Below are 22,934 nucleotides of genomic sequence, written 5' to 3' on the forward strand. Positions count from 1 at the left end.
TTCTAAGATATCTAAGGACAAGATGTGGCGAAAACAGCTTTAATCCAACAGGGTCTGCTAGCGTTCACCTTAAACTCTCCGCAAAACGCCAAACCCTTTGATTTTGAATTAGCCAATAATACCAAGGTGATGTTGTTAGCATCTGGTGTACTGCAATTCGAACCTAAAGAGTCAACATCTAGTCGAGCAATTGTGTTGTCTGCCGGAATACATGGCAACGAGACCGCGCCCATTGAATTCTTAGATAGACTAGTTTCTGATATTTTTGCCTTGGAAATAACACTAGACCAACCTCTGTTGGTTATTCTTGGTAACCCTCCAGCGATGATGGAGGCTAAAAGAGAGTTAAGTGTAAATTTAAATCGTTTGTTTATAGGTAAGCATAAAAATTACGAGCGCTGCTATGAAGTAGAACGGGCTAATCAATTAGAAACACTTTTAGACAATTTCTACCAAAGCTATCAGCATTTACCCGCCTATCATTTAGATTTACATACTGCGATTAGAGGTTCCAAACACGAAAAGTTTGCCGTTTATCCCTTTACCCAAGGTAAGCCATGGAAAAAATCGAGTTTAGCGCTGTTGCAATCTTGTGGAGTGGACTGTGTACTTTTTTCAAACGAGCCAGCATCAACATTTAGCTATCATTCAAGTGCTAAATACAATGCGGTAGCTTTTACCGTTGAACTAGGCAAAGTTCATGCTTTTGGTCAGAATGATTTAAGTAAGCTAGACCAACTAGTTTCTACGCTGCAACAACTGCTTAGTGCTAGCAAATTAAATTCATTAGAATTCGAAGCTAACAAAGCTATCTTGTTTGAAGTGAGTGATGTGGTTAACAAGCATCAAGAAGATTTTTGCTTTAGCTTCAATCAAAGCCAAGCCAACTTTACTGAATACCAAACTGGTTATGAGCTCGCCAAAGAGGGTAGTGAACGAGTAGTTATTAGTAACGGTCCTAAAGCCATTGTATTTCCTAATGACAAGGTAGCAATTGGTCAACGAGCAGTATTGTTAGTAAAAAGAATGACTCAATCAGATATTGTCCAAGCAGAAAAAAAACATAGGCTGATATAAGAATATAAAGCTAGTGATTCTAATTTCACGATGCATCACTAGCTTATAATCTGTTATGCAGGTCATTAACTTTGCGTTTACGCTAGCTAGTAAACAAAATACAGTACAACACATTGTTACAATCAAAGACGTATTGAAGCACTAGATCCCGTGATATAATCCTTCCAATTTTTAATACCTTAGAGTGGGACAACGGATTTATGATCCCTAAGTTAAGCCCTCAGCATTCTCTTGAGGCTCTGTATTTAGATTATCTAGCGAAGCTTGAACAATCGGCTTTTTCTGGTGAAATTCAAACTTCTTATGCCAGTCGTTTAGCGGTCGCTACCGATAATTCTGTTTATCAATATTTGCCACAAGCAGTCGTTTTCCCAAAAACAAGCAACGACATAAAGCAGATCTGCCGTTTAGCGTCCGCTTCAACTTTCCAATCAATTAAACTTAGCCCTCGGGGCGGCGGTACTGGAACCAATGGCCAGTCTTTAACCGAAGGTATCGTTGTCGATTTATCTAAGTTTATGAATAATGTCATTGAACTTAACGTTGAAGAGCGTTGGGTTAGGGTGGAAACGGGCATCGTAAAAGACCAACTCAACAGCGTGTTAAAAGAGCATGGTTTGTTTTTTTCACCTGATTTGTCCACCAGTAACCGCGCTACCTTAGGTGGTATGATCAATACCGATGCCTCTGGTCAAGGTTCGATGGTTTACGGTAAAACCAGCGATCATGTTATTGGCTTAAAAGCCGTACTAGCTAGTGGCGAAGAAATTGACACTGACCCAGTTAGGGTTGATCACTTAGATCAGCAGCGAGAGTCCTTAACTGATATTTATGCTGCAGTTAAGCACGCCTGTGTTGATATGCGCTCGCTTGTCGAAGATAAGTTCCCAAAACTTAATCGCTTTTTAACCGGCTACGATCTAAAAAATGCCTATTTACCTGAAGAAGATAGTGTGGATCTGACCCGTATCTTGTGTGGGTCGGAAGGTTCGTTGGCGTTTATCACTGAGGCTAAACTGGACTTAACCCCCATCCCCAAGTTTAGAACCTTAGTCACAGTTAAATACGACTCTTTCCAGTCGGCATTGCGCCATGCTCCTAGTCTAGTTGCGGCGCAAGCCTTATCAGTTGAAACCATCGATTCAAAAGTGCTTAGCCTCGCGCAACAAGACGTTGTTTGGGACAGCGTTAGAGAGTTAATTAGTGATGTACCCAAGCAAGAAATGCAGGGCATCAACATTGTTGAATTTGCCGAAAATGATGAAGCCATTCAACAACAAAAAATAACTAATCTTGTTGAGACCCTATCGGAAACGGGAGTTACCGAACTAGGTGTTATTGGTTTCCAAAGTTGTGATGACTTAACCAGCATTAATGCCATCTACAACATGCGTAAGAAAGCGGTTGGTTTATTAGGCAATACGGCAGGTAGTGCTAAGCCGGTAGCCTTTGCCGAAGATACCTGTGTACCACCAGAGAACTTAGCTGACTTTATCGTAGAGTTTAGAGAGTTACTTGATGGTAAAGGTTTGCATTACGGTATGTTTGGCCACGTAGACTCAGGCGTATTACATGTTCGTCCAGCCTTAGACTTGTGCGACCCCGAACAAGAAATCCTTATGCGCGAGATCTCGGATCAAGTGGTAGCACTTACCGCCAAGTACAAAGGTTTAATGTGGGGCGAACACGGAAAGGGCTTTCGCTCCGAATATGGTCCAGAGTTTTTTGGTCAAGAACTGTTCTCTGAGCTTCGGAAAATTAAAGCTGCTTTTGATCCTTACAACCAAATAAATCCGGGCAAGATTTGCACGCCTTTGCATAGCGAAGAGCAACTAGTCTCAGTTGATGGAACAAAACGCGGTGCTTATGACCGTGAAATAGCCATCGAGGTACGCGACAGCTTTAAAAATGCCATGGAATGTAATGGCAACGGACTTTGCTTTAACTATGATACAAGTAGTCCAATGTGTCCTTCATTTAAAGCTACCGGAGACCGCCGTTATTCACCAAAAGGTCGGGCTGGCTTAATGCGCGAATGGCTTCGCCAGTTAGCTGCGTTAAAAGTTGATCCGCTAGCTCAAGAACAAAAGCTAAACTCTAGGTTCATTTCTCCAGACAGTATTTTGCTAAAAATTAGAAATAGCATAGCTAAATCTAAAGGCGAGTATGACTACAGCCACGAAGTATATGATGCGATGCAAACTTGTTTAGCGTGCAAAGCTTGTACAACAGGGTGTCCAATTAAAGTAGATGTCCCTACTTTTCGTTCTCGCTTTTTAAATGTTTACCATGGGCGTTACCTACGACCGCTTAAAGATTATTTTGTCGCTTACGTAGAGAGTTACGCGCCTTTAATGGCCAAAGCGCCGCGTTTATTTAATACCGCTATGTCTCCTAAGTGGGCAAGCATAGCGGTAGAAAAAACCATCGGTATGGTCGATATTCCGACTTTAAGCTTTCCTACATTGGCGCAACGGTTGCCAGAAAGCTTGACCACCAAGTATGACTACAAAGCTTTACAAAGTTTAAGCGAAGAACAAAAACAAATAACGGTATTGGTAGTTCAAGACCCTTTTACCAGTTTTTACGAAGCAGAGTTGGTTGAAGACTTTGTTAAGTTAGCGAAAAAGTTAGGGTTAAATCCTGTGCTGTTACCGTTTAAACCTAATGGTAAGCCACAGCATATCAAAGGCTTTTTGAGTAAGTTTAATAAATCTGCGCAAACAAGTGCTGCGTTTCTAAACCAAGTTAGCGAACTAGGTATAAAAATGGTTGGTGTTGAGCCTGCTTTAGTACTTTGTTACCGCGATGAGTATCAACACGCGCTTGGCGATTTAAGAGGTGATTTCAATGTCTTGGTGGTGCAAGAGTGGCTCGATTCATTAGATGAAAGCTTATTTGAGAACCAACAAGTGACTGATAAGGATACCTGGTATCTATTCGGTCACTGTACTGAAAAAGCATTAAAAGCAGATGCATTTAAGCAATGGCAGCAAGTGTTCAATCGCTTTGGCGGTAAGTTAGAAGATGTCGCTGTAGGCTGTTGCGGTATGGCCGGTACTTACGGACATGATGCTAAGCAGTTAGCCACTTCGAAAGCTATTTATGAGTTGAGCTGGAAGCAAAAAATGGCAAGCTTACCAACAGAGCGGTGTATGGTTACAGGCTATTCTTGCCGAAGCCAAGTAAAACGCTTAGAAGGTGAAAAACCAAAGCATCCGTTACAAGTGTTGTTGAGTTTACTGCCTTGAGTATTTGGAATATGCCAATGAGCTTGGCTGGATTGAATAAGATGGGCGAGGGCAATATGCTCGCCTATCTTGATATCGAGTTTATCGAAATTGGTGAAGAGTATCTTGTTGCTAAAATGCCTGTTACAGCCAAAGTAAAACAGCCAATGGGCTTATTGCATGGCGGCGCAAACGTGGTGCTAGCAGAAAGCCTTGCCAGCTGTGCTTCATATTGCGTCGTTGGCAAAGACGCTATGGTAGTTGGCGTCGAAATTAATGCCAATCACTTAAAAGCTGTTAGGCACGGTGAAGTGCTCGCTACTGCATCACCAATAAAACTAGGCAAAACTTTGCATGTATGGCAAATAGATATCCACCAAAAATCTGATTTGGTATGTAGCTCTCGACTTACCGTAATGGTTAAATCTAAATCAATTTAAGTGAAATTCTCGCCTAAAAATTGATCTCACCACAAGCAAATAACGATATTTGCTAACAATCTGAACTTTATAGAATTTCGTAGTCTAATTTAGCTCAAATATTTTGATGATTAGCCTTTATAGGTCTAACGTTGAATAAGTATTGGTAAATTAACTTAGGGATCTCTATGTCGTTTAGAACGTCCAGTGTATTAAGTGTTATAGCTTTTAGCAGTTTTTTGCTTGTTGGCTGTAATAAAGAACCCATTGAATCAACAGTAAACCATCTAAGACCGGTTAAGGTAAAACAAATAGAGATTGGCGACGGCGCTCGGGTAAGAACGTTACCTGGAGAAACCTTTGCCTCAGATACAGCTATATTGTCGTTTCAAGTCGCCGGCAGATTGGACGAAATATTGGTAAGGCCTGGCGATGCAGTAATAGCTGGTCAGCCCTTAGCAAGATTAGACCCTGCGATGTACAACCAAGAGTTAGAAGTGGCTAAGGCGAATTACTATCTCGCAAAGGTTCTATTCGACCGAGCAAATCAACTGGTTGACCGGGGTGTTATTTCTCGTAGCGACTTCGACCGAGCTAAAAGTGAATACACCATCAGCCAAGCGGCCTTAGATAAAGCCGAAGTTAATTTGAGCTATACCCAAGTTTTAGCGCCATACGATGGCTTAATAGCCAGCAAATACGCTGAGCAATTTGAATTTGTTTATGAAAAACAAAAGGTACTAAGTTTACAAACAGAGTCCACCGTTGATGTAAACTTTCAGCTACCTGAAAGTTTGATTGGTAACTTTCAAGATGCTAGGCGTAAAGGCGAGCCGCAACCAATTATTAGTGTCCAGTTCCAAGGTCGAGAGCAGTGGTATCAAGCTGCGTTAAAAGAGCTATCAACAGTCGCAGACTCATCAACAGGTAGTTATACCATTGTTGTCACTTTACCGATTCCCGAAGAACTTAATATTTTTCCTGGCATGGCCACCAATGTTCAAATTAAATCAACGGGTCAGAGCCGCTCAAAACTTGTACGTGCACCAGCAGGCAGCCTAGTGGAAGAAGACGGTAAAAACTTTGTATTTGTTTGGGATGACCAAAAGCAAACCGTAACTAAAACCCAAGTTGAGCTAGAAGACGATGCTATTACGTCAGGTTTAAATGATGGTGATTGGCTTGTTATTGCGGGCGCGTCAGAGCTTAGTGATGGGCAACCCGCGGTTAAGTGGGTTAAGGAACGAGGACTATAAAATGCAGTTTAAACAAAAACTTTTAAGTGGTTTATTGGCCTCGTTGTTAATGGGTTGTGGTTCAGACAAAGCAGTAGAAGAATCTTCGCAAGTTGTCGATGTATTCAAACTACCAGAGACCTCAAACTCGGTAGACCGAAACTTTAATGGCATTGCTCGCGCGCACGACTTAGTCGATTTATCTTTTCGTGTAGACGGGGAAATTAAAACCATTCCAGTTAAAAAAGGACAGCCTGTCAAAAAAGGTGACTTACTCGCAGAGTTAGACAAACGCGACTATCAAATTGTGGTTGACGACCGCCAAGCTAGATTAACGCTAACTAAACAACAATTTGAACGCGCAAAAGCCTTACTTGAGCAAAAGCTGTTATCACAAAGCGAATACGACAAAATGCGCGCCGAATACTTGGTTGCCTCAGCAGATTATAAAAAAGCTAAATTGATGCTCGATTACACCGAGCTAAAAGCGCCGTTTGATGGCGTTGTTGGTGATGTGTTTGCTGATTCTTTTGTGAATGTTCAGCCTGGTTCAGCGGTACTCAGTATGCATAAAGTTGATTACGTTGAGGTGGATGTAGAACTACCGGATATGATTATTTCCGTAGCAAAACTTGGTAAAAGGCGAATTTCTGAAATAGATATAGCCGTAGGGTTTGAAGCATTTCCCGAGAAAGAGTTTAAAGGCTTACCTTACGAATTGAACCTTGAGAAAAATAGCGCGAGTAGAAGTTACATAGCCACCATGTTGGTTCCTTATGATCCCAATTACGCTGTGCTAGAAGGTATGCAAGCTAAGGTCTCTATCGATTTAGCAGATATGACCTATACCTATAATCGCGATCACTTGGTTCCTTTGGCGGCAGTGATAATGCCAGATGGTTCTACGATTAGTCAGCAACGGCCTGTAGTGTGGCGTTATAAAGACGATCAAACTGTAGAAATGCAGGAGGTCGTTATCGGCACCATAGCAGGCGATATGATAGAGATTAAACAAGGCTTAGAAGATGGCGATACCATTGTTTCTTTAGGTGCAAATCGTTTAGTAGAAGGTCAAAAAGTAGTGTTAAAGAAGGATAACCAATGAATATTGCAGGCTATTTCGTAAAAAACTCAATAATCAGTTGGATGTTTACGCTTATCCTTCTCATTGGCGGTATTTTGTCCTTTACCGGCTTAGGCCAGTTAGAAGATCCACCGTTTACTATTAAAGATGCGGTGGTTGTTACTATGTACCCAGGGGCTACCTCTACTGAAGTAGAAGAGGAAGTGACTTACCCGGTAGAAAAAGCCATCCAAGCATTACCTTATGTAGATGACATCGTGTCTTTAAGCACGCCAGGTATGTCGCAAATTACGGTTACCATGAAGCGGACTTATGGTCCCGACGAACTACCGCAAATCTGGGATGAGCTACGTCGTAAAGTAGGTGATATGGCACCTACTTTACCACCAGGGGTATCTACACCATTAGTTAATGACGATTTTGGTGATGTATACGGCATTATGTATATGGTGTCTGGAGAAGATTACGACTACAAAGATATTCAAGATTATGTTGATTATGTTCGTCGGGAAATAGAACTAGTTCCTGGTGTTGGTAAAGTAACTTTAGCTGGCGCGCAAACCGAGCAAGTGTTTATAGAAATCTCGGTGCAAAAAATGGCAACTTTCAACCTTGATCCTGCTTTAATTACCAGTTTGCTAAATTCACAAAACATGGTTACTTCAGCAGGCAATATCAAAATTGCAGGAGACCAACTAACCCTTCGTCCAACAGGTTCGTTTAAATCTGTAGAAGAGCTCGGTGACCTGATTATTCCGGGAACAACAGGTAACAAGCTTATCTATTTAAAAGATGTAGCTACCATTACCCGTGGCTACGAAGAAGTTCCAAGCAATCTGGTTAGCTTTAATCAAAACCAAGCCATCAACATCGGCGTGTCGTTTACCAGTGGAGTTAACGTTGTAGAAGTAGGTAAAGCGATTGAAGCTAAGTTGCAAGAAATCGACTACGCACGTCCAGCCGGTATGACCATTGATTCAATGTATAACCAGCCTCAAGAAGTTGATAAATCCGTCAGCTCTTTTGTTTGGAACCTTATTTTAGCGGTAGCGATTGTGGTGGTTGTGCTTTTAGTCTTTATGGGGCTTAAAAGCGGTATTCTGATTGGACTAATTTTGTTCTTAACCTGCTTAGGAACATTTATTTTAATGAAGCAAGCGGAGATTGAACTACAACGGATTTCCCTTGGGGCATTAATCATCGCGCTTGGAATGTTAGTCGACAACGCCATTGTTGTTGTCGAAGGCATACTAATGGGGCGTAAAAAAGGTTTAAGTACCTTAAAGGCGTCTCAAGAAATTGTAGGGCAAACCATGTGGCCGTTGCTAGGCGCAACAATTATCGCTATTACAGCCTTTGCTCCAATTGGTTTATCTCCGGATTCTACTGGTGAATTTGCGGCATCGTTGTTCTACGTGTTGTTGTTCTCGTTGTTTTTGTCTTGGATTACCGCGATTACCATTACTCCATTTTTTGCCCAGTTGTTCTTTGGCAAAGAAGGCGATAAGCAAGTTGAAGGTGAAGACAGTGACCCTTACAAAGGTGCGTTCTTTAATACCTACAAAGTGTTGTTAGATTTTTGTTTACGCTTCAAATGGCCCACCGTAATTGTGATTGTTGTGCTTTTTGTTATGTCTATTGTGGGCTTTGGTTATGTAAAGCAATCATTCTTCCCACCATCTTCTACGCCGATATTTTTAATTGATGTATGGATGCCAGAAGGTACTGACATTAGAGAAACCCGAGAAGCTGTTTCAGAGATGGAACAAATGGCGCGAGATACAAACGCAGTTGAATTTGTGTCATCTACGGTAGGTAAAGGCTTTCAACGCTTTATGTTGACCTACTCGCCAGAGAAAAACTATGGTGCATTTGCCCAAATAGCGGTACGTACAACCACTTCAGAAACTGCCGCGGCAGCTATGTCATCGCTACGTAAAGGGGTTGAACAGCAGTTTCCTCAGGCTCAGTTTAAGTTCAAGAATTTAGAAATTGGACCTTCAACAGATGCCAAAATAGAAGCTCGCGTATTAGGGGCCGATCCGGATGTATTACGCTCAATTTCGGCAGATATTCAGAAGATCTTCAATGACACTCCAGGTACTGTGAATGTTCGCCATGACTGGCGTGACCGCGTTAAATACATAGAACCTAACTTTAACGAAACTCAGGCAAGACGCTTAGGTATCAATAAATCGGATGTTGACCAAACCTTAGAATTTGCTTTTGCCGGTTTAAGTTTTGGTCTATACCGTGAAGGGACAAACTTAATGCCAATCGTAGGTCGTTTGCCTGATGAAGAACGTGTTGATATTGATTCTTTGGATAGCCTACGTATTTGGAGCCCGACCCTAAATAGCTATATTCCTATTCAACAAGTTGTGAACGGCTTTAGCGTTAAGTTTGAAGACCCTATTATCCAACGCCGTGATAAAAAGCGTACCTTAACCATATTTGCTGATGCAGACTTTGAATATGACATCCTTCCAGCTGAATTGTTTTCTATCGTAAAACCTCAGGTAGAAGCTTTAGATCTACCTCCAGGTTACGAATTACAATGGGGCGGTGAATACGAGTCTTCGGGCGATGCACAAGAAGCTTTATTTGCATCTTTACCGATGGGCTATTTAATCATGTTCTTGATTACGGTATTTCTGTTTAATTCGGTTAAAAAGCCATTAGTGATTTGGTGTTGTGTACCTTTAGCGTTAATCGGAATTACCTCTGGCTTGCTGTTCCTAGGAAAACCATTTGGTTTTATGGCGCTGCTTGGGATGCTGAGTTTATCGGGCATGCTGCTTAAAAACGGCATTGTATTACTCGATCAAATCAGTGCAGATATAGCCGCTGGTAAAGAGGTTTACCAAGCTGTATTTGAATCTACCGTAAGCAGGGTTAGGCCGGTATGTATGGCCGCAGTAACAACCATTTTAGGTGTAGCACCATTGATCTCGGATGTGTTCTTCGAGTCTATGGCTGCGGTAGTAATGTTTGGTTTAGGTGTAGCAACCGTTCTTACTTTGCTGATCGTTCCGGTATTGTACGTTATCTTCTTTAACGTGAAGTATCGCGACTATAAAGAGTTTTAAACCTTCTAAATGTAAATACTAAAAAAAAGAGTTGCCTTGGCAACTCTTTTTTTAACCACACAATCCCATCACATACCTAACAAAGGGTTTTGCTTCTTCTAAATCAAAGTAGCCATCTTTTTTACGTGTCGTTCTTAAGTATTGATATGTAGCCACAATCACCTTCATTACTTTTTCATTTTCTACGCTTAAATCGTGTTGTTCAGCTGCCGCCAAGGTAAGCTCTACAGCTTTTTCAAGCGCTTCCATGTCAACTACTTCTGCTTTTCGGTATTGATAGCCTTCACCGGTAGCTAACCATTCTAGTGAACAATTGGCTTTTTGTGCGATTTGATTAGCTTTAGACAGACTTGGCTCTGAGCCTTTTAAATATTTCCTGATTAGGCTCTCGTTTAATTCTACTTTTCGGGCAAAGCCGCTAACGCTTTGTTCACCCATTAATTCTTTTAGGCGATCTGAAAACTCGTTCAATCGAATACCCTTGTTTGCTTCGTACCAAAGTACGACAAAACTAGCACTATAGTATTGATTGTGTCCAGTAAACTTGCAGAATACTCACTTCATTAAATCGAATTAAGGTATGTAAATGGAAAGCGTGAATGGAAAGGTTGCAATAGTAACTGGTGGTGGCAGCGGTATAGGTTTGGCAACTGCAAAAGCCTTAGCGGAGCAGGGCGCTATAGTTGTCATTAGCTCGAGAGATTTAACCAAGCTTGAGCAAACGGTAAGCAAGCTAAAAAATGATTATGGTTTAAGCGTTCATTGCTATGCTGCTGACATCCGCATCAAACAACAAGTACAAGCGCTAAAAGACTACGTTATAACTCAGTTTGGTCGTGTAGATATACTGGTAAACAACAGTGGACTAGGTGTTGGTGAATCTATTGAACATTGTAGTGAAGAAGACTGGGACTTGGTTGTAGACACTTGTACCAAAGGAACTTTTTTAATGAGCCAAGCGGTACTGCCAAGCATGAAATCTAATCAAAGTGGCTTTATCCTTAATATTGCTTCGCAAGCAGCTAAAAATGGCTATGCCAATGCTGGACCTTACTGCGCGGCAAAATTCGCAGTGCTCGGTTTAGCTGCAGCACTACAAGAAGAGGTAAGAGAGCATGGCATTAGAGTACATAGTTTGTGTCCAGGCTTGGTACAAGTACCTGCTCCAGACTGTGAATCAGATATAAAGCCCGGGTGGCTACAAGTAAGTGACTTAGCCGAAGCAGTATTGTTTGTGCTTAAACAACCGGCAAGGGTTCACCTAGAAAATATTGGTTTGTATGGATTTTAACTAAGGGCTTGCTGCTGATTAAGCAGCTGTTAGCTTGAAGAGTATAAAGAATTGGTTGCGGGAGCCGGATTTGAACCAACGACCTTCGGGTTATGAGCCCGACGAGCTACCAGACTGCTCCATCCCGCGTCCGGTCTTAACTAAAGTAGTTAAGTGATTTGAATAGTTGCTTGGCTTAGCTATTCGAACTAAGCAATTCTTAAACAAAGAATTGGTTGCGGGAGCCGGATTTGAACCAACGACCTTCGGGTTATGAGCCCGACGAGCTACCAGACTGCTCCATCCCGCGTCCGGTCTTAACTAAAGTAGTTAAGTGATTTGAATAGTTAGTTGGCTTAGCTAATCGAACTAAGCAATTCTTAAATAAAGAATTGGTTGCGGGAGCCGGATTTGAACCAACGACCTTCGGGTTATGAGCCCGACGAGCTACCAGACTGCTCCATCCCGCGTCCGGTCTTAACTAAATTAGTTAAGTGATTTAAATAGTTACTTGGCTTAGCTATTCGAACTAAGCAATTCTTAAATAAAGAATTGGTTGCGGGAGCCGGATTTGAACCAACGACCTTCGGGTTATGAGCCCGACGAGCTACCAGACTGCTCCATCCCGCGTCCGGTCTTAACTAAATTAGTTAAGTGATTTAAATAGTTACTTGGCTTAGCTATTCGAACTAAGCAATTCTTAAATAAAGAATTGGTTGCGGGAGCCGGATTTGAACCAACGACCTTCGGGTTATGAGCCCGACGAGCTACCAGACTGCTCCATCCCGCGTCCGGTCTTAACTAAAGTAGTTAAGTGATTTGAATAGTTGCTTGGCTTAGCTATTCGAACTAAGCAATTCTTAAATAAAGAATTGGTTGCGGGAGCCGGATTTGAACCAACGACCTTCGGGTTATGAGCCCGACGAGCTACCAGACTGCTCCATCCCGCGTCCGTTATTGCGGAGCGCATAGTACGCACAGAGTAGTGATAATACAAGAGATTATTTGTTTTAATTATCCAAGTGCCGATTATTTATCCGAATGAGGCTTTTACTACTGATCCTTAGCAAAACAGGTATAATCCACGGGTTAAATAAATAGAGTATCGAAATGGCAGATTTTTTCGCTTCGACCGCTAAAGGTTTAGAAAGCTTATGTTTAGATGAAATTACCGCGCTGGGTGCAGAAAACTGCAAACAAACAGTAGCCGGTGTTAGCTTTAGTTGTGACTGGCCAACCGCCTACAAAATTTGTATGTGGTCACGTGTTGCCTCTCGCATATTGTTGCGCTTAGTAGAGACTCAAGCAGAAAACGTTGATGAGCTATATGAAGCAGCCTATTCAGTACGTTGGAATAAGTACTTTAGCGTAGATCAAACGTTCTCGGTGCATTGTAGTGGAACAAACCACTATATAGACAATAGCCAGTTTGGTGCGCTTAAAGTAAAAGACGCCATTGTTGATCAGTTTAATAAGCTGGAAGGCGTTCGCCCCAATGTCGCTAAAACCGACGAAGATGCGCGAATAGTGGTTCGTTTAGCGGGTAAACATTTAGCCATTTCAATCGATTTATCTGGCGCAGCCCTTCATCGACGTGGTTATCGTTTAGAGCAGGGTGAAGCACCAGTTAGAGAAAACCTTGCAGCAGCCTTGACGATTCGTAGTAACTGGCAAGAAAAATATCTGATTGATCCAATGTGTGGTTCCGGGACAATTTTGATTGAAGCGGCGATGCAAGCCGCCGACATCGCACCTGGTTTAAATCGACAATTTGGGTTTGAGCGCTTACGCAACTTTGCGTCTTCTGCTTGGCAAGACATTCGAAACGATGCCAAAGCCAGAGCCCAATATGGCTTAGCAAATTGTAAACAGCGTCTTATTGGCTACGATATTGATCGTCGCATGGTGACCTTAGCTAAATCGAACATTGAGCGTGCTGGACTTAGTGACATTATTTCAGTACATGTTCATGATGCTGCAAATCTGCCAGCCGCGCCAAGTGAGCCCGGACTTATTTTGTCTAATCCGCCTTATGGTGAACGTCTGGGCGAACTGACTAAGCTTATCGGCTTATTCTTATCCTTTGGTGCGAGCGTACGCGAAAACTATCCTGGCTGGCGTTTGTCGCTGTTTACCGCTGCACCAGAATTACTCGACTATCTGCGCCTGCGTAGTGACAAGCAATATAAGTTTTTAAATGGTGCACTTAACTGTGTGCTGAAAATCTATCAAATTGGTGAAGGTGGGCAGGGGACTCAACGTAAATATGCTGAAGACTTTGTAAATCGATTGCTTAAAAACAAGAAAAAGCTGCAGAAATGGATCAAGCGAGACAACATAACTTGTTACCGCTTATATGATGCAGACTTACCCGAATACAATGTGGCTGTAGATTGCTACGACGACTACGTGATTGTACAAGAGTATCGAGCTCCAAAGAGTATTGAACCCACAAAAGCGCGTCGTCGTTTAATGGATTTGCTAACCGGGCTTTTACAAAGTGATTTAGTGGCTAACGATAAGTTAGTAATTAAGCAACGTGCTCAACAAAAAGGGCGCCAGCAATATGAACGCAATAGTGACGAAAAAGAGCGTTTTGTTGTTCAAGAATATGGTGCTCAGTTTTACGTTAATCTTACCGATTATTTAGATACTGGTTTGTTTTTAGATCACCGGAACATGCGGCATTACATTCAACAGCATAGCCAAAGTAAAAAGGTTCTCAATCTTTTCGCTTACACCGGCTCAGCTTCGGTTCATGCAGCGCTTGGTGGGGCTTCTAAAGTTACAACTGTAGATATGTCTAATACCTATTTAAACTGGGCAAAAGATAACTTTAGATTAAACCAGCTTCCGATTAGCAAACATGAGTTTATTCGTGCTGATTGTATGGCTTGGCTGAAAACACAAATATCACAACGTTGGGATTTGATTTTTCTCGATCCGCCTACTTTTTCAAATTCAAAAAAGATGGATGAAGTGTTTGATATACAAAAAGATCACGTTGATTTGTTGGGCTCGGTTTCGCGCTTGCTTAATCCGGGCGGACAGTTGATTTTCTCAAACAATAAACGCCAATTCAAAATGGATATAGAAGCCTTAGCAAAGCTGGGGCTTAAAGTTAAGAACATTTCAAGTCAGTCTTTATCGCCTGATTTTGAACGTAATAAACAAATTCATAATTGTTGGATGATACACAAGGAATAGTTGTATGACTTGGGTTTTATATAGTACTGATGGTTGCCATCTTTGCGAAGATGCTCGTGCGTTAATTTTAGCTAACCCCAATATTAATGAGCTAAAAGAACAAGACATAATCGAAGACGAGTCTTTAGTCGAGCAATACCGTTATAGCATTCCTGTGTTGTGTCACGAACCCAGTCAACAAAGAATTAACTGGCCTTTTGACGCGAGCCAGTTAGAACAATTTATAGAGAGTTGTGCGTGTTAGTAAACTTACAAGACGCTTTTTTGGCATATGGCGACACGCCACTGTTAAACAAAGCAAATGTGCAAATAAACAAAGCTGAACGAGTATGTCTAGTTGGCCGTAATGGTGCTGGCAAGAGCACTTTGTTGCAAGTGATCGAAGGCGCTATTCAGTTAGACTCAGGCCAACGTCAACTAGTTAATGACGTTGTCATCACCCGATTACAGCAAGATCCACCTGAGGCGAGTGAGCAACGTATTTTTGATTACGTCGCTGAAGGCAAACCACATATCGGTAAATTGCTCAGTGAGTTTCACCACTTAACGTCGAATATCAATGAAAACTCCAGTGAACGCGAATTAAAACGTATGCAACAAATACAGCATGAGATAGATGTTGTAGACGGCTGGAAATTTGATAACGAAATTCAACAAGTTCTCACAACCATGAAGCTAGATGGAGAAGCTCCTTTGCAAGGCCTATCCGGTGGTTGGCTAAGAAAGGTTGCGTTAGCAAAAGCGTTGGCAGGTGATCCAGATATTTTGCTGCTTGATGAACCGACTAACCATTTGGATATTAATACCATCAAATGGCTAGAAGAGTTTTTGCTTAATTTTAAAGGCACTATTGTGTTTATTAGTCACGATAGGGCTTTTATTCGTAAAATCGCCACCAGAATTGTAGACATAGACCGTGGTGTGCTTACCTCCTGGCCCGGCAACTACGATGCCTACTTAGATGGTAAAGCAGAGTGGCTACGTGTTGAAGAAGAGCAAAATGCTTTGTTCGATAAACGTTTGGCTGAAGAAGAGGCCTGGATTCGTCAAGGTATTAAAGCGCGTAGAACCCGCAATGAAGGGCGAGTTAGAGCGCTTAAAGCTATGCGTAATGAACGCAGTGAACGCGTTAATCGCCAAGGTACTACCAATATGCAAATCGACGATGGTTTGCGTTCAGGAAAAATTGTATTTGAAGCCGAACAACTAAGTTTCGGTTACCCTGATGATGCTTATCCTATTATTTCTCCGCTAGATTTACTTGTAATGCGAGGCGACAAAATTGCCTTAGTTGGAGGCAATGGCTGTGGAAAATCAACCCTTATCAAGTTGTTACTTGAGCATTTAACTCCAAGCTCAGGCAAGCTAAAAATAGGGACTAATCTCAATGTTGCTTATTTCGATCAGTATCGCCAAGAGCTAGACCCAGAAAAAACCTTGCTAGATAATTTAGCTGGCGGTAAACAAGAAATTGAAATCAACGGTAATAAACGCCATGTAATGGGGTACCTACAAGACTTTTTATTTCACCCTAAACGCGCATTTACTCCGGTTAAAGCGCTTTCTGGTGGCGAAAAAAATCGACTCATGTTGGCAAAATTATTCTTGAAACCAGCCAATTTGTTGGTTTTAGATGAACCAACCAACGATTTGGATGTCGAAACGCTGGAGTTACTAGAAGAGTTGGTAAGCCAATATCCAGGAACAGTGTTATTGGTTAGCCATGACAGAAGCTTTATCGACAATACAGCAAGTCATGTTTGGTTCTTTGATGGAAACAGTAATGTAGACAGCTATGTAGGCGGATATTCTGAAGTAGCAGATTACATAGAAAACCGGCAAAAAGCGCCTGTTGTAAAAGCTGTTGAGAAAACTGATTCTAGTCAGCGAGCCCAAAAACAATCGAAGAAGTTGTCATATAAATTGAAACTGGAACTTGACCAGCTACCCGAAAAATTGGAAGCTGCCGAGGCGCAAGTAGAAGAATTACAAAGTAAAGTAAACGAACCTGAGTTCTTTAATTTAGAACAAGACGTCGTTCAAAATACTTTAAATGATTTAGCCAAAGCAGAGCAGAGTTTAGAAGACCTGTTTATGCGCTGGGAAGAATTGGAAGAACTAAAAAATTCATGAAGAAGTCTATGATGAAACGCTCTTTAGCAATGGCATTCGCGCCTTTAGTATTGTCTGCTAGCTTTGCTCAAGCAGCACAAACCGAATCCTATTATCTTATAGAAGAAATTCCACTAGAAACCAGTAACGGACTTGTCGAAGCTAATGGTGACCTAGTTGTTACTGCCGCAAGTAATGATGGGGAGTATGTAGCGGGTAGTGCTCAAACTTTTAGAAGTGCTTTTCGCTTTTACGACTTTTCCGACAGAACCACTTTTGACTATGGCTGCCAGTACGCTAGCGAAGTATGTGACTTGTTCTTCTACGGAGATAATAGTTTTTACGATACCTATCGTAAACGCTTAAGAGAACAAAGAACCGTTTTGTACCAATCTAATGTGCTCTCTTTCTTAGCCAATCGAAATATTAGTGGGATGCATACCGATGGCAAGAACCTGCCGCCGTTGCCTACTTGGGATACCATTAACGAAAAACTTTATGTTTTCGATGATATTGCTAACAGTGACTACACAACTGATACACGAGTGAATGATATCAATAGTGAATTAGGTTGGGCTGTAGGCTACGACTCAGCGCCATTTAGCAATCCTGATGGTGGAAATTATACAAGGGACTTTATTCAACGTGGGTTTGCTTTGCGCTTAAGCGACCAAGCTAAAGTTACTTTGCTACCAACAGCCTTTAACAGTAGTGGCGAGCTAGAAGATGATAAAGGTGGGTTATCATCAGGCTTACAAATTATCGAAAAAGATGGCCGTACCCTTGTTATTGGCATAGGTAGTGTCAGTTATTCCAATAGCGACAGCTTTGGTGAGTGTCAAACAGGTAACCGAGAAAACTACTACCGTTGTTCAGGTTTTGATACTCAAGCATGGGTATGGGACATTACAGACGCAATAGATGGAGAGCAAGTAGTTGGGCAACAACTAGTTGAAGGCTACGTTCGTTCTCGTTATGGCAATGCTCCAGATTTTAACTTGGTAAAAGATGCCAATAACGAGATATTGGTAGGTATATCTTCAGATGATGTCTATGACAGCACTAACGGTTCACGTGGCCGCGCTACTTACTATACCGACAATGGTGATGGTACTTATAGTCTAAATAAAATACCAAATATTCGGATTGATGGTGATAATGACAAGTTTGAAGACTCCGTATCACATACTTGGGCAAATTCAGTAAACGACGCCAACTTAATTGTCGGTAATTTGCGATACGTAGAAGTTAAATCACGTAACCGTCCGGTAGAAGGTTTTGTATATGATGGTGATGAAAATTCAGAAACATACCAAGAGGTAAATTGGCCATTACGTAACAAGCCATTTTCTGGTGCTAACAGCGAATTCAGCGATATCAATAATAGCGGTTTAATCGTAGGTTGGCGAGATGGGGATAGTGAAGAACAGCCAGCTTATAATGGTACTACACGTAGACAAACGGGTATCTTATTAGATTACAATCGTTACCTAGAAGGTAACAAGACATACACCTGGACGCTTAATCAATTAACCTGTTATGAGCAAGACGGAACGCCACAGATACCGCTGTACCGGTTCGAGTTTGCAACTCATATTAATGATGAAGGTGAAATATTTGCCAACGGTTATCACTATGAAAGTGCTGAAGAGTTTATTAATGGAGTAAATCCTCGTGCGGTGTTACTTAAATTGGTAAGAAACCCTGCGGTGACAGATATAGATGACTTAGCAACTTGCCCGCAAATAGAAGAAGTGAAGTATGAACGTAAAGGGGCTTCTAGCTTGTGGTTAGGCTTACTGCTCTTACCTGTTGTTTTTGTGAGGCGTTTCATAAAAAGATAAATTGTCTTTTTAGTGCAACAAAAATATCAATTAGTTAGCGAATACTTAAAAATTTAGTTTTTGATCTTTTAAAAACGATAAGCGATAGTAGATCAGGAGTCCAAGTGGGCTCCTGATTTGTTTTCTGATCTTGATGAGGAAGAAGTCTATGAAAAGACAAAAACGCGATCGTTTAGAAAGAGCGCATGCCAAAGGTTATCAAGCAGGGTTATCAGGAAGGTCTAAAGAGACCTGTCCGTATGGTGGAGCAGACGCAAGAGGTCATTGGTACGGTGGGTGGCGTGAGGCTGTTGAAGAACGCGTTTCAGGATTAGACAATAACTAAATAAAAAAAGCCCTATAAATAGGGCTTTTTAATATCAGCGTATTAGGAGTACTAAAAAGTTGAAGTGTCGGTAAACAAACCTACTTTCAAATCATTTGCTGAGTAAATCTGACGACCATCTACCTCTACAATGCCATCCGCAATACCCATAACTAATTTACGCATAATTACACGCTTCATCTGAATGCGGTAGGTGACTTTCTTAGCTGTAGGTAATACTTGGCCAGTGAATTTAACTTCGCCAACACCCAAAGCTCGCCCTTTACCCGGACCGCCACTCCAACCTAAGAAAAATCCAACAAGCTGCCACATTGCGTCTAAGCCTAAGCAACCAGGCATTACCGGGTCACCAGGGAAGTGACAGTCAAAAAACCATAAATCAGGGTTAATATCTAACTCAGCAACAATTTCGCCGTTGCCAAACTCACCACCTTCGTGGGTGATTTTTAGAATGCGGTCCATCATTAGCATGTTTGGTGCGGGTAACTTACTGTTTCCTTCACCGAATAAAAGGCCTTGGCTGCAATCAAGCAATTCTTGGCGTTCATAGCTAGTTTTACCTAGTTCTTTTTGCGAAACCTGAGTCATGAATTTTACCTTTAAAAAATTTGCCGATACTTTAGCTAACACGTGTAAGCTAAACAAGTCCGATGTCCGATAATTTCGCTAAAACTTGAATAAGTCAGATACTTTCTTCAAAAGCCAGCGAATTAAACCAGGTTCATCGTTTGGTAGATTGATTAATTTGTTAATTTTTCCGTAAACACTTTCTTCATCGAGTAGGTCGCCAGCAGGCAGATTGAACAAATAGGGCACCGCTTGGCTAATGGTAGAAACAGCAAAAATGCTTAGTTGTTTTTGCTCAACCGCGTTTAAAACCTCTTGCGAAAGATTCAGTTGATTAAGGTTAGCTTCCGGTATTACTACCCGGATAGGCTGGTTAGTATTAACAAGTTGCGCAACCCTTAAGTAACCTTCGATCTTTTCGTTTATGCCGCCTACAGCTAATACATTGCCTTTTTGATCTAAGGCGCCGGTTACTGCGGTATTTTGCTGAATGGGAAGCTTTGAGATAGCGCTTAGTAAAGCCAAGGCTGATGCGAGAGAAGCGCTGTCACCATCTATTTCATGATAAGACTGTTCAAATACTATGTTGCCGGAATAAGGGAAATGATGCTCAGAGGCAAACAATTGATTTAGAAAGCCATGAATGATCATCATTGATTTAGCGTGAACATTCCCTGCTAGTTCTGCTTTTCTTTCTATATCGTTAAAGTCGCCGTCACCTTGAAACACATTTGCAGTTATTCTGATGGGCTCACCAAATGATAAACCTAAGCCAGCGAAGTCGATAACCGATAAACCATTTATTTGGCCAACTTGCTCACCACTTAAACAAATATTGGTTTGTCTTTCTGTATAGGAGAGATCACTAAACTTTTGTTGGTTGTTAACGTTATCGTTTAAGTGTTTTAGTGCTTGGGTAAAGCCTTGACTGTTCGCTGTAAATTGATTGAGTTCTAGTGACTGAAGTAGGGTAATTAGTTCTTGTACATCTAAACTTAAATACTGTTGATGCTCGCAAAGCTTCGCCGCGTAGTTCAATACACATTCATAGAGCTCCGTTGTTAAGCTGGATAAGCCGCATTGATGTAACTCACCATTTAGGTGGCTTAAATACAAATTGATGTTGGTTGAGCTTGCTTCTACTTCTAATGGCAGTTCAGTTTCTAAAAGCCCTAGGGTTTTTATACTTGGGTCGAGCTCATATAAATCGGCAATGGCATTGGCATTACCAATAAGCACTAACTTGGTAGTTACCGACAAATGTTGAGGTTGGCTAGTTAGCTTTTCGCCTTGCAATTTATCCCACGAAAAAATTGAGGTAGTTAAACAAGCTTTTAGTTCAAACCAAAGCTTCGCTTCTGCAAGAATATCTTCGGCATTTAAAACCAGTATCCCGGAAGCTGAATGATGAATAGCCCCTAAATTCACTTCCACCAACTCAGCGCTATTAGCTGTAGGTTGGGCAAGATATTGGCCAAAAATAGTTGCTCTAGTGAATTCGTAACAATAATTTAGTGTTGGCTTGTTAAGCCAAGTCTTATAGAACTTTTGAATCGAGGTGAAAGAAGGTAACTCAACAAGGTATTCAAATAGCTGTTTGATGAGATTTAATAATTGCTCAGGAACCTGCGCTTGGTTAAGTCTTTTTAGAATTTTGCTAAGGGAGTCGGATTGAGACTCTTCCATAAACGCTAATTCTTCACCTATCTCTTTGGCTAAAAGTTCTGAACCAAAATCTTTGTTTAGCAAATCTTCCATCTGCAGCATAGTTTGCTCAAAAGCTTGTTGAGCTTTTTGTGAAAGCTCAACACAATAAGGGCGCTGTGGCTGGGTAGGGTTGAATATTAAGGCGTAAGCTTGTTGCTCAATATTAAGGTCTTTAGCAAAGTCTGCGAGTACTGAATGCAAATTGAAAAAACTAGGGGCCTGACAAACCATAACTTGTTGATGATTATTGGCGTGCGTAAAGTGGTCAAAACTAGATTTAGCTATAGGTAATAAACTCGACCACTGAATGCCGTTAGTTGGGTTTATGTTCTCTAGCGAAAAGTTAGGTTTTAGTTTTTCAATGCTTAGGGCTGATTCAGTCAATTCGTATTCCGGTGTTAAACGTGCAATGTGTAATTAAAACAGTTTGTTAGCTCTATAGAACAATAGCTGCTATCCAACCAAAAACCAACAGTGGTAGGTTGAAGTGCAAAAATGTGGGTACAACGGTGTCCAATATGTGGTCATGCTGGCCATCGCTATTTAAGCCTGCAGTCGGGCCTAGTGTAGAGTCTGAAGCTGGCGAGCCTGCATCTCCAAGTGCTGCAGATGTTCCAACCAAGGCAACTGTTGCTAACTCAGAGAAACCTAGAGAGAGAGCGAGTGGAACGTATATAGCGGCAATAATGGGAATGGTTGAAAATGATGAACCTATTCCCATAGTAATTAGCAATCCCATTAGCAACAACATTGCAGCAGCAAAGGCCTTATTATCACCAAGTATACTTTGAGCACTATTTACTAGATCTGGTACACCACCAGTAGCTTTCATTACGCCAGCAAAACCATTTGCTGCAATCATAATGAATCCAATTAAGGCCATTAATTTAACGCCTTCAACAAACAAGTCTTGGCTATTCTGGGGCTTTAAGCCTGACGCGGTAGTGAGCAGGAGGAAGCCAGTTAAAGCGCCCATAATGATCGACTCAGTATAAACGTTTACCACTAAGGCAACGATTATAATGGTGATATTCAAACAGGTTTTTAAGGGGCTAGTCTGTATTTCGCTTGTGCGTTTTTCACTAGTATTGATCGTTGTTTGGTAAGTTCTTGGCTGCCGATAAGAAAAAAATATGGCTGTAAGCAGACCTAACACCATTCCTAGGGCTGGTATTGTCATAGCAATGGGTAACTGGCTTTTATCAATCGTTAAGCCTGCCGACAAAATATTGCCATGTAACAGTTGGTTTAAAAATATGCTGCCAAAGCCATAGGGTAGCCACATATAAGTGGTGACTAAACCAAAAGTGATACAGCAGGCAATGATTCGCCTATCCATGTTTAGTTGATTGAATACAGCGATTAAGGGCGGGATTAATATTGGAATAAAGGCTATATGCACTGGAACCAAGTTTTGCGAGCTTACTGCCATTAATATGATGGCGCCAAGCATCATCCACTTCACCAAAGAAAGGTGCTGATCTTTATGCAAATTTACTAAACGTACAATCTTGTTAGCAATCATATCGGTTAAGCCGCTTCTGGCAATGGCAACAGCAAACGCACCAAGCAGAGCATAACTTAACGCGATTTGAGCGCCATCTCCTAAACCGGCTTCAAAAGCGGCTATGGTTTCCGTCAAGCTTAAATCGGATAAAAGCCCGCCAATAATTCCACTTATCGATAAAGCTAATACTACATTTACACGCAGTAAACTTAGTACCAACATTAAGCAAACCGACAATACAACAGGATTAGTAATCATCGA

General features: G+C 41.5%; 16 protein-coding genes and 6 tRNA genes. 12 read left to right on the plus strand and 10 right to left on the minus strand.

All coding sequences use genetic code 11. From position 1 onward, the window contains the following. Positions 1-24 precede the first annotated feature (24 nt). From astE to K5620_RS10490, 6 genes are all read left to right on the plus strand, one after another. Positions 25-1,077 carry a succinylglutamate desuccinylase gene (gene astE, locus K5620_RS10465; protein WP_016403233.1) on the plus strand — a complete coding sequence of 351 codons (1,053 nt, stop codon included), beginning with the start codon at positions 25-27 and terminating at the stop codon, positions 1,075-1,077. A 200-nt stretch (positions 1,078-1,277) separates the two neighbouring features. After that, a complete protein-coding gene (gene ydiJ, locus K5620_RS10470; RefSeq protein ID WP_016403232.1) occupies positions 1,278-4,328 on the plus strand; it encodes a D-2-hydroxyglutarate dehydrogenase YdiJ in 3,051 nt (1,016 codons plus the stop codon). A 17-nt stretch (positions 4,329-4,345) separates the two neighbouring features. Further along, positions 4,346-4,747 (plus strand): hotdog fold thioesterase, encoded by a 402-nt coding sequence (locus tag K5620_RS10475; protein ID WP_016403231.1) that lies wholly within the window; start codon positions 4,346-4,348, stop codon positions 4,745-4,747. Between the two features lie 167 nt (positions 4,748-4,914). Beyond that, entirely contained in the window at positions 4,915-5,982 is a 1,068-nt protein-coding gene (locus K5620_RS10480) for an efflux RND transporter periplasmic adaptor subunit (RefSeq protein WP_040307523.1), read from the plus strand. Position 5,983: 1 nt separating this feature from the next. After that, positions 5,984-7,066 carry an efflux RND transporter periplasmic adaptor subunit gene (locus tag K5620_RS10485; protein ID WP_016403228.1) on the plus strand — a complete coding sequence of 361 codons (1,083 nt, stop codon included), beginning with the start codon at positions 5,984-5,986 and terminating at the stop codon, positions 7,064-7,066. Continuing rightward, positions 7,063-10,134 carry an efflux RND transporter permease subunit gene (locus K5620_RS10490; protein WP_221077487.1) on the plus strand — a complete coding sequence of 1,024 codons (3,072 nt, stop codon included), beginning with the start codon at positions 7,063-7,065 and terminating at the stop codon, positions 10,132-10,134. The genes K5620_RS10485 and K5620_RS10490 overlap by 4 nt, the downstream gene beginning before the upstream one ends. A gap of 51 nt (positions 10,135-10,185) precedes the next feature. Here the strand turns inward: K5620_RS10490 and K5620_RS10495 are convergent, their stop codons facing one another. Beyond that, the gene (locus K5620_RS10495) at positions 10,186-10,605 is read right to left on the minus strand and encodes a helix-turn-helix domain-containing protein (protein ID WP_152784969.1); all 420 of its coding nucleotides are present in this window, start codon (positions 10,603-10,605) and stop codon (positions 10,186-10,188) included. A gap of 115 nt (positions 10,606-10,720) precedes the next feature. Here K5620_RS10495 and K5620_RS10500 point away from each other — a divergent pair, with 115 nt between their 5' ends. Further along, positions 10,721-11,425 carry an SDR family oxidoreductase gene (locus K5620_RS10500; protein ID WP_016404081.1) on the plus strand — a complete coding sequence of 235 codons (705 nt, stop codon included), beginning with the start codon at positions 10,721-10,723 and terminating at the stop codon, positions 11,423-11,425. A gap of 52 nt (positions 11,426-11,477) precedes the next feature. Here K5620_RS10500 and K5620_RS10505 read toward each other — a convergent pair. The 6 genes from K5620_RS10505 to K5620_RS10530 all read right to left on the minus strand — a co-directional run bounded on the left by K5620_RS10505 (position 11,478) and on the right by K5620_RS10530 (position 12,354). Then, positions 11,478-11,554 (minus strand) — tRNA-Met (locus K5620_RS10505). An 83-nt stretch (positions 11,555-11,637) separates the two neighbouring features. Beyond that, positions 11,638-11,714, minus strand: a tRNA-Met gene (locus K5620_RS10510). Positions 11,715-11,797: 83 nt separating this feature from the next. Beyond that, positions 11,798-11,874: transfer RNA gene (locus K5620_RS10515), tRNA-Met, on the minus strand. An 83-nt stretch (positions 11,875-11,957) separates the two neighbouring features. Beyond that, a tRNA-Met gene (locus tag K5620_RS10520) sits at positions 11,958-12,034 on the minus strand. 83 nt (positions 12,035-12,117) lie between these two features. Then, positions 12,118-12,194 (minus strand) — tRNA-Met (locus tag K5620_RS10525). Between the two features lie 83 nt (positions 12,195-12,277). Then, positions 12,278-12,354: transfer RNA gene (locus K5620_RS10530), tRNA-Met, on the minus strand. 160 nt (positions 12,355-12,514) lie between these two features. Here K5620_RS10530 and rlmKL point away from each other — a divergent pair. The 5 genes from rlmKL to rmf all read left to right on the plus strand — a co-directional run bounded on the left by rlmKL (position 12,515) and on the right by rmf (position 18,892). Continuing rightward, entirely contained in the window at positions 12,515-14,611 is a 2,097-nt protein-coding gene (gene rlmKL, locus K5620_RS10535; protein ID WP_016401434.1) for a bifunctional 23S rRNA (guanine(2069)-N(7))-methyltransferase RlmK/23S rRNA (guanine(2445)-N(2))-methyltransferase RlmL, read from the plus strand. Between the two features lie 4 nt (positions 14,612-14,615). After that, positions 14,616-14,855: a glutaredoxin family protein gene (locus tag K5620_RS10540; protein WP_016401435.1), complete on the plus strand. Its 240-nt coding sequence runs from the start codon at positions 14,616-14,618 to the stop codon at positions 14,853-14,855. After that, positions 14,849-16,744 carry an ATP-binding cassette ATPase Uup gene (gene uup / locus K5620_RS10545; protein ID WP_016401436.1) on the plus strand — a complete coding sequence of 632 codons (1,896 nt, stop codon included), beginning with the start codon at positions 14,849-14,851 and terminating at the stop codon, positions 16,742-16,744. Before K5620_RS10540 ends, uup begins: the two co-directional genes overlap by 7 nt. Next, on the plus strand, positions 16,741-18,567 hold the full coding sequence (locus tag K5620_RS10550; RefSeq protein WP_040307076.1) for a DUF3466 family protein: 1,827 nt from the start codon (positions 16,741-16,743) through the stop codon (positions 18,565-18,567). The genes uup and K5620_RS10550 overlap by 4 nt, the downstream gene beginning before the upstream one ends. Positions 18,568-18,715: 148 nt before the next feature. After that, the gene (gene rmf / locus K5620_RS10555) at positions 18,716-18,892 is read left to right on the plus strand and encodes a ribosome modulation factor (protein ID WP_084681792.1); all 177 of its coding nucleotides are present in this window, start codon (positions 18,716-18,718) and stop codon (positions 18,890-18,892) included. A gap of 51 nt (positions 18,893-18,943) precedes the next feature. Here the strand turns inward: rmf and fabA are convergent, their stop codons facing one another. The 3 genes from fabA to K5620_RS10570 all read right to left on the minus strand — a co-directional run bounded on the left by fabA (position 18,944) and on the right by K5620_RS10570 (position 22,931). Next, positions 18,944-19,480: a bifunctional 3-hydroxydecanoyl-ACP dehydratase/trans-2-decenoyl-ACP isomerase gene (fabA, locus tag K5620_RS10560; RefSeq protein ID WP_016401438.1), complete on the minus strand. Its 537-nt coding sequence runs from the start codon at positions 19,478-19,480 to the stop codon at positions 18,944-18,946. 78 nt (positions 19,481-19,558) lie between these two features. Further along, a complete protein-coding gene (locus K5620_RS10565) occupies positions 19,559-21,550 on the minus strand; it encodes an AAA family ATPase (protein WP_016401439.1) in 1,992 nt (663 codons plus the stop codon). A 52-nt stretch (positions 21,551-21,602) separates the two neighbouring features. Next, entirely contained in the window at positions 21,603-22,931 is a 1,329-nt protein-coding gene (locus K5620_RS10570; protein ID WP_016401440.1) for a Na+/H+ antiporter family protein, read from the minus strand. Positions 22,932-22,934 lie beyond the last annotated feature (3 nt).

The organism is Agarivorans albus (assembly GCF_019670105.1).
Taxonomy (GTDB): Bacteria; Pseudomonadota; Gammaproteobacteria; order Enterobacterales; family Celerinatantimonadaceae; genus Agarivorans; species Agarivorans albus.